The 6154-nt window shown below is 55.2% G+C and carries 9 protein-coding genes and 1 riboswitch; of the genes, 6 read left to right on the top strand and 3 right to left on the bottom strand.

Going from position 1 to position 6154, the window contains the following annotated elements; genetic code table 11:
* Together mqnB and POTG_RS02375 are read left to right on the top strand one after the other, a co-directional pair.
* Positions 1–313: futalosine hydrolase (gene mqnB / locus POTG_RS02380; protein WP_036643801.1), on the top strand; the 313-nt coding region annotated here is incomplete at its 5' end.
* Positions 310–1146: a 1,4-dihydroxy-6-naphthoate synthase gene (locus tag POTG_RS02375; RefSeq protein ID WP_009223192.1), complete on the top strand. Its 837-nt coding sequence runs from the start codon at positions 310–312 to the stop codon at positions 1144–1146. The genes mqnB and POTG_RS02375, both read left to right, overlap by 4 nt.
* A 72-nt stretch (positions 1147–1218) precedes the next feature.
* Here the strand turns inward: POTG_RS02375 and POTG_RS02370 are convergent, their stop codons facing one another.
* The 3 genes from POTG_RS02370 to POTG_RS25075 form a co-directional block, all read right to left on the bottom strand.
* Positions 1219–2103, bottom strand: a complete 885-nt coding sequence (locus tag POTG_RS02370) for a radical SAM/SPASM domain-containing protein (RefSeq protein WP_009223191.1) — start codon at positions 2101–2103, stop codon at positions 1219–1221.
* Between the two features lie 56 nt (positions 2104–2159).
* On the bottom strand, positions 2160–2576 hold the full coding sequence (gene fosB, locus POTG_RS02365) for a metallothiol transferase FosB (RefSeq protein WP_009223190.1): 417 nt from the start codon (positions 2574–2576) through the stop codon (positions 2160–2162).
* 91 nt (positions 2577–2667) lie between these two features.
* Positions 2668–3399: a DUF4183 domain-containing protein gene (locus POTG_RS25075; protein ID WP_050769662.1), complete on the bottom strand. Its 732-nt coding sequence runs from the start codon at positions 3397–3399 to the stop codon at positions 2668–2670.
* A gap of 213 nt (positions 3400–3612) precedes the next feature.
* Between POTG_RS25075 and POTG_RS02355 the strand changes: the two genes are divergently transcribed.
* The 4 genes from POTG_RS02355 to POTG_RS02340 all read left to right on the top strand — a co-directional run bounded on the left by POTG_RS02355 (position 3613) and on the right by POTG_RS02340 (position 6145).
* Positions 3613–4026: a DUF4183 domain-containing protein gene (locus tag POTG_RS02355; RefSeq protein WP_009223188.1), complete on the top strand. Its 414-nt coding sequence runs from the start codon at positions 3613–3615 to the stop codon at positions 4024–4026.
* Between the two features lie 49 nt (positions 4027–4075).
* A riboswitch (Fluoride riboswitch) is annotated at positions 4076–4137 on the top strand.
* Between the two features lie 42 nt (positions 4138–4179).
* Entirely contained in the window at positions 4180–4569 is a 390-nt protein-coding gene (gene crcB, locus POTG_RS02350; protein ID WP_009223187.1) for a fluoride efflux transporter CrcB, read from the top strand.
* Entirely contained in the window at positions 4566–4937 is a 372-nt protein-coding gene (gene crcB, locus POTG_RS02345; RefSeq protein WP_009223186.1) for a fluoride efflux transporter CrcB, read from the top strand. Before crcB (POTG_RS02350) ends, crcB (POTG_RS02345) begins: the two co-directional genes overlap by 4 nt.
* A gap of 104 nt (positions 4938–5041) precedes the next feature.
* Positions 5042–6145, top strand: coding sequence for a hypothetical protein (locus POTG_RS02340; RefSeq protein ID WP_009223185.1), 1104 nt, complete (start codon positions 5042–5044; stop codon positions 6143–6145).
* Positions 6146–6154 lie beyond the last annotated feature (9 nt).

Genomic DNA, 6154 nt, shown 5'->3' with positions numbered 1-6154 from the left:
GGCTCGCTGGGCTGCGGCGCTGCGGGAGGCCGGGCTGCCGGTCCACCACGGCCCGATCCTGACGTTATCCACCGTCACAGGGACGGCGGAAACGGCACGCCGGCTTGCCCAGCGTTACCCCGGCGCTGGCGCCGAAGCGATGGAAGGCTTTGGCGTGGCCGAAGCCGCCCGCCAGTTCGGCGTTCCCGTGCTGGAACTGCGCGCCATCTCTAACGCCGTAGGTCCAAGGCAACGGGAACTGTGGAAAATCGGCGATGCTCTGCAAGCTTTAGAGCAAGCTTGTGCTAAACTACCGGAGGTGCTGCAATCATGAAAATCGCTTTTTCGCCTTGTCCTAACGATACCTTTGTGTTCCACGCCTGGGTCCACGGGTTAATCCCGGGAGCTCCTGAGCTCGATGTCACCTATGCGGATATTGATATTACGAACGGTTGGGCGGCTTCCGGCACCGGACCTGAGGTGCTGAAAATTTCCTACGCGGCTCTCCCTTGGGTGCTGGACGAGTACGCACTGCTCCCGTGCGGCGGAGCGCTGGGCCGCGGCTGCGGGCCGCTCGTATTAACGGCGAAGGCATGCTCGCCTTCCGACCTGTCGGGCCGCCGCGTTGCGGTTCCAAGCGAACGATCCACCGCGTACCTGCTGTTTCGGCTCTGGGCAGCAAAGCATGTTCCCGGCGGCGTCGGCGAGATCGTCGTCATGCCGTTCGACGAGATCATGCCCGCCGTTCAACGCGGCGAATTGGATGCGGGTCTGGTGATCCATGAAGCACGTTTTACTTATCAAAATTACGGACTGCACCTGCTTCAAGACCTGGGCAACTGGTGGGAATCCGATACGGGCTTGCCGATTCCCCTCGGTGCAATCATCGCCCGCCGGTCGCTGGATCTGGCCGCAATTGCCCGCTGGACACGGGAATCCGTGGAATACGCCTGGGCGCATCCGGAATCTTCGGCGAAGTATGTGATGAGCCATGCGCAGGAAATGTCGCCCGAGGTGCAGAAAGCGCATATCGGACTGTACGTGAACCAATATACAGCGGATTTAGGTGAGGACGGCTACGCGGCCATCCGCGGTTTGCTGGACCGGGCGGCCGCCGAAGGCTTGGTGCCGAAGATCGATCCGGCCAAGCTGAATGCCAGCTGGTGAGTGTAAAGAATCCATCAAAAAACAAAGAAGGAGCCGAATCTCGACTCCTTCTTTCTTTTGTTGGGTGCAACTTTACGCCCCTCCCCCAAACCGTTTGCGATACCCGCACTTCCTGCATAGCTCCTCGACGGCTTCGCGCCGGGAGAAGCCTTCGTACAAGCGGTTCGCCCGCTCTCCTTCCACAATCTCCGAAAATGGCGTTTGATACACATTCCCAAGATTGATGATCCCTTCCCCATCCAGACAGCAAGGAATAACCGTGCCGTCCACGAGAATTCCGGCCTGGTTGCGCAGCGCATGGCAGAAGCCTTTGCCATCGTCCTCCGGAGCCCGCAAATCCGGCCAATCGAATTCGTAATCTTGGTTCAAGTAAATCCGCTCGGCTAATTTAACCCCGCTTCCGGGTGTGACCTTCTCCTCGATCCGATAATCTAGGTTGAATTCTTGCTCAATGATGGCAAGCGTCTCCCGGTTACGCATCCGTTGCAGGTTCGTCTCGTTATCCTGGGTCAAATTCCACAGGCGGAACGAAACGATCAAATCGGACGCAGCTACTGCCTCACGGACGAAGGACAACACGTTCCGCAAATACCCTTCCCGGTCGGTCGAACCTTCATGTCCGTCGAAGCTGTGCAACGAAAAATTCATCTGCCGCAGCGCCGGCTTGCCGAGCAGCTTATGACGCACCTTGGGGAGCAGCGTGCCGTTCGTGGTGATGTTGACCTTAAACCCTTTTTCGTGGCTAATGTCAAGCAACTGGTCGATCTTGGGGTGCAGCAGTGGCTCGCCTTTGACATGAAAATAAATATAGTCCGTATGCGGCTTGATGTCGTCCAGAATCTTGCGGAAGTCCTCAACTTTGATAAACTGCGCCTGGCGATGGGTCGGCGGACAGAAGCTGCAGGCCAGGTTGCAGATGCTGGTCGTTTCGATATAAAACTTTTTGAATTTTTTCATGGTGACCTACTTCATATAAATTTTAGTTACTGTCTTATTCTATCAATGAATCGCGGTTAATAAAAGATCATGTGGTCTTTGTCCGCTTTATAGTAATCCAGTCGGTCTTGTAACGTTCCGGTATGGAATTCGAACATATGCCCGTCCGGGTCCAGAAAATAAATCGACTTTTTGTCGCGCTGATCTCTTTCACGCCCTGGCAGCACTTCAACGTTTAATTCCCGGAGCCGGTTCTGAAAGGCCTCGAAATCCCCCTCATCGATCGAAAAAGCGATATGCGTATATGTACGATGCTGCTTGTCCCGCGGAATGTCTTCCTGATTTAAGGCGATCCACAGCCCGTTCAGGTCGAAATAGGCAAGCTTATGTCCTTTCACCAGGGGAGTCGCTCCAAAGACCTGCTCATAGAACGCCATGGATCGATCCAAATCCGATACGGAGAAACAGAAATGATTAATGCCATTAATTTTCATACCAATCCTCCTACTCTATCAAACAGACCGTGACAAGGCCCTGCCCCCTGCCACGACGACGAATTTTCATGCTGCTTCGCATTTTCCTAGTTCAGGACGTGGCTTTGGCGGTGATTCGCACGTTTTCCACTATAATCGGCGTGCCTGCCCCTATCATATCCTGCCCGAGCAACAACGTCAAAGACTCCGGCTCCAGTACAAACAATCTGCCTTCCTGCAGCATGCCATTGATAAATAAGTTGGTATAGGACCCTCCACCGATCCCGGCAAAAACCGCAGGCGTTTCCCCCTCGTCATCCGTAAATTGATTGGCAGGGATGTGAACGGTCCCGGTCAAATCGGCAAGCGGCGCAAAAAAGTAACGGAAAACTGTAGAGGTAACCCGAATATCGCCTGCAGGCAGTCCTGGTGGTCCGGGCTTTCCCCGCTCGCCTTGTGGACCTGTTAGCCCCATTGGCCCGGCTGCTCCTGGCTCGCCCTGCGGCCCTGGCGGTCCCATCGGACCGGCACTTCTCGGAGCGCCCTGCGGTCCTGCGGGTCCCAACGCTCCAGTTGCTCCCCGCATTTCGGCCAGATCCTCCGCAACTCCACCAGGAAACGGCATAAGATTCTTCGCGCGTACCAAGCGCTCATACTGCCGAAGTAACCGGCGGTAGCGGTGCAGGAGCCGTGCCGCTCGCAGATAACGAAGCCGCAGTGCATGCACGACCCGCTTCCGGCGCCGCTGACGCGAGCATGCCTGGCAGTGCTTTACCTTATGGGCTTGATACCGCCGTTTGTTCATGCGCGTTGCCTTTTTGCGCGCACCTCTTGCCGCTCCCATTCACCGCTTCCCCCTGGCCAGATGGCTCTTCAACTCTTACTTACCTATCCTATGAATAACCCGTCTTTGGCGCTTGGGCAATTGGCTTCCCCCGTCGTCCAAAAAATCCATATTCAACGGAGGTTGTCAGCCCTGTCACTTAACAAAGTTGCATCATTATATATGATGTATCGGACACTCTCGATACCCTCAAAGATTAGGAGGTGATGATAGATGCCTGTAATTAAACCCGTATTTACGGCAGTAGCATCGGCTCCAGTCGCCTCTGGAGGTGAAGTTACAACCGTAGTAACGCCGACAGTCACCCGTTACTTCGCCACGTTAACAGCCGACATGATCGGCGCTACCGAAACGACCATTCCTGCCGCCAGCTTCGTCGACGATGCCGACTCACCGATCACGGAACTGCCTGAGCTCACCGGTACCGATTATTTCAACGTTTACATTAACGGCGTACTTCAACAATCCTCGTTGTCAACGCTGACCACGGCCAGCCTCGTGCTCGACACCGTGGATTTGATCGCAGGTGTTCCCGTTCAGATTGAAGTGGGCAGCTTCAGCAACGTCGTTTCCACAATTACAACCCCGCCAACGATTTCGGCGCCCACCATTACGATTATCACGTAATCTGTATTGACGAGTTGTCCCCTCATAGCATAAAATGTTGCCAATGACAACGCAATAAGGCGATGGAGTTCGCCTAAACCGCTCGTTTGAGCTGATGACTCCTACCAGACTCTCTGGTAGGAGTCTGTCTATTTTTTCAGGAGGTAGAGCACATTGAACATCCTTGCATTAATTGTGGGTGGCTTACTCGGAACCCTGCTCCGGTACGGACTGTCCCTCTGGATTCCAAACATTGGAACTTTTCCACTTTCGATCCTGCTCATCAACTGGGCCGGTTGCTTATTTCTCGGCTGGTTGTTTACCGTCGCTGCCCTGCGAAAGATCCATCCCAGTATACGCATCGGGGCAGGTACGGGATTTGCCGGTGCATTTACGACGTTCTCCACCTTCACGGTCCAGACCGTTGATGCGATACATACCGGACATCTGGCTGCGGCAGTCGCCTATCTGTTGACCAGCTTGATCGGCGGTCTTCTGATGGCTTGGGCTGGAGTCCGCTTAGGTCAAAAACAACAGGCTCCTAAGGCAGGGGATTCCGCATGATCGGCATCGTGGGACTTGGCGGGATTCTCGGCACGCTCCTTCGTTACTATTTAGGACAATGGATCTCATCCCAAACCGCCCCTCGCGGCTCGCAATTTCCTTGGGGAACGTGGGTAATCAATCTCAGCGGCAGCCTCCTGCTTGGCGTCCTAGCCGGACTCCACACACGGCAGGCTATCCCTGACTGGGGCTGGTTGATGCTGGGGACTGGATTTTGCGGTGCCTACACGACGTTCTCCACCTTTGGATATGAAACGATCACCTTAATTAACAAGGGGCAAAAACAAAAGGCGGCCGTATATGTGCTGACCTCGGCTTTGCTCGGCGCGGCTTGCGCATGGTTGGGAAGCTGGCTTGTCTCAACTTAACGATCCCTCCATTACAAAGGCATCGGCCCGTATAACGATCAAGCGTCCCGGCGCCAGCATATAATGCAGCAAATCCGCGAATATGCGAGAAAAGGTGATATCTATTGGCCAGTTTTCGTAGAGCTTATTTGCTGAAGCAGCGCATTGCCGGGAAGATGCTGAAGATGAAGGGAGTCCATGGCGTTGGCGTCGGCTTGCGTGACCCGAAACGCCCCAAACGCGGCGCAGCGATCATCGTATATGCCGATCCCCTAACCACAGCCGCTGCCGCCAAACAAAACAAGTCAACCCGCACCACAGCATTACCTCGTTATCTAAAGCCTCGGGCTGGCGTGCCGTTTCGTATCGTCCGTTCCCCTAGGTTCTGCAAACGGGCCGGTAATGGGAACGGCGGCAGGTTCACGCGCCGAATTCGCCCGGTTATGGCCGGCTACAGCGTTGGCACATCGGACTCCTCCGGCACGGTTGGTTTGATCGTCAGCGGCGATGCTTCCGGATGCCAACGCTTGATCCTTAGCAACAACCACGTCCTCGTCGATAATAATACCCGGCGATTCTCTGCCACGCTGCAACCGGGAGGTGCTGATGGAGGGACTATCGCTAAGGACCGCATCGGTCAGCTGGACCGTTTTGTCAAGCTGAGCCGGAAACGGGCAAATTATATCGACGCAGCTACCGCCAAACCTTTGAGACGTTCTTTGCTGAAGCCAGCCTATGCTGTCTTTGGGATCGTCCCGGGCCATGTGCGATCCTATAAAATCGGTGATCGACTTAAGAAGGTGGGGCGCACGACAGGGGTTGTAACCGGTACGGTGGAGTCAATCCATACCGATGTGCAGGTCGATTACGGGGATTACGGCAATTTGGGGATGATTACCTTCAAGAACCAAAGCGTGATCCGCGGCAAACGCCCCGTTTCCTTGGAAGGCGATTCCGGCTCGGTGTGGCTGACGAGGAAAGGCAATCTTGCGACTGCGGTGAATTTTGCCGGATCCGAAAACGGATTGCTGTCCATCTCCTATCCCATTGAATGGTTTATGCAGGTGTTTGGCGCGCGGGTAGCAAAGCCCGGTTCAGGGCGGCTGCTTCGATCCGGGCGGGGCAACAGTAAGAAATTTATGTGCATCCGGCCGTTGCCGGCGAAGCTGGTCCAATCCCTCCGTCCGATTACGGCGTCTCCCCGCCCGCTCCGTCGGAGGACCACATAAGAAAAACGT

The sequence above is a fragment of the Paenibacillus sp. oral taxon 786 str. D14 genome, assembly GCF_000159955.1.
GTDB classification, from domain to species: Bacteria; Bacillota; Bacilli; order Paenibacillales; family Paenibacillaceae; genus Fontibacillus; species Fontibacillus phoenicis.
This window is presented reverse-complemented; position numbering and strand designations above follow the sequence as displayed.

Coding starts and splice junctions, on each gene's coding strand:
- POTG_RS02375 (WP_009223192.1), top strand. CDS start 310: ATGAAAATCGCTTTTTCGCCTTGTCCTAACGATACCTTTGTGTTCCAC.
- POTG_RS02370 (WP_009223191.1), bottom strand. CDS start 2,103: ATGAAAAAATTCAAAAAGTTTTATATCGAAACGACCAGCATCTGCAAC.
- fosB (WP_009223190.1), bottom strand. CDS start 2,576: ATGAAAATTAATGGCATTAATCATTTCTGTTTCTCCGTATCGGATTTG.
- POTG_RS25075 (WP_050769662.1), bottom strand. CDS start 3,399: ATGGGAGCGGCAAGAGGTGCGCGCAAAAAGGCAACGCGCATGAACAAA.
- POTG_RS02355 (WP_009223188.1), top strand. CDS start 3,613: ATGCCTGTAATTAAACCCGTATTTACGGCAGTAGCATCGGCTCCAGTC.
- crcB (WP_009223186.1), top strand. CDS start 4,566: ATGATCGGCATCGTGGGACTTGGCGGGATTCTCGGCACGCTCCTTCGT.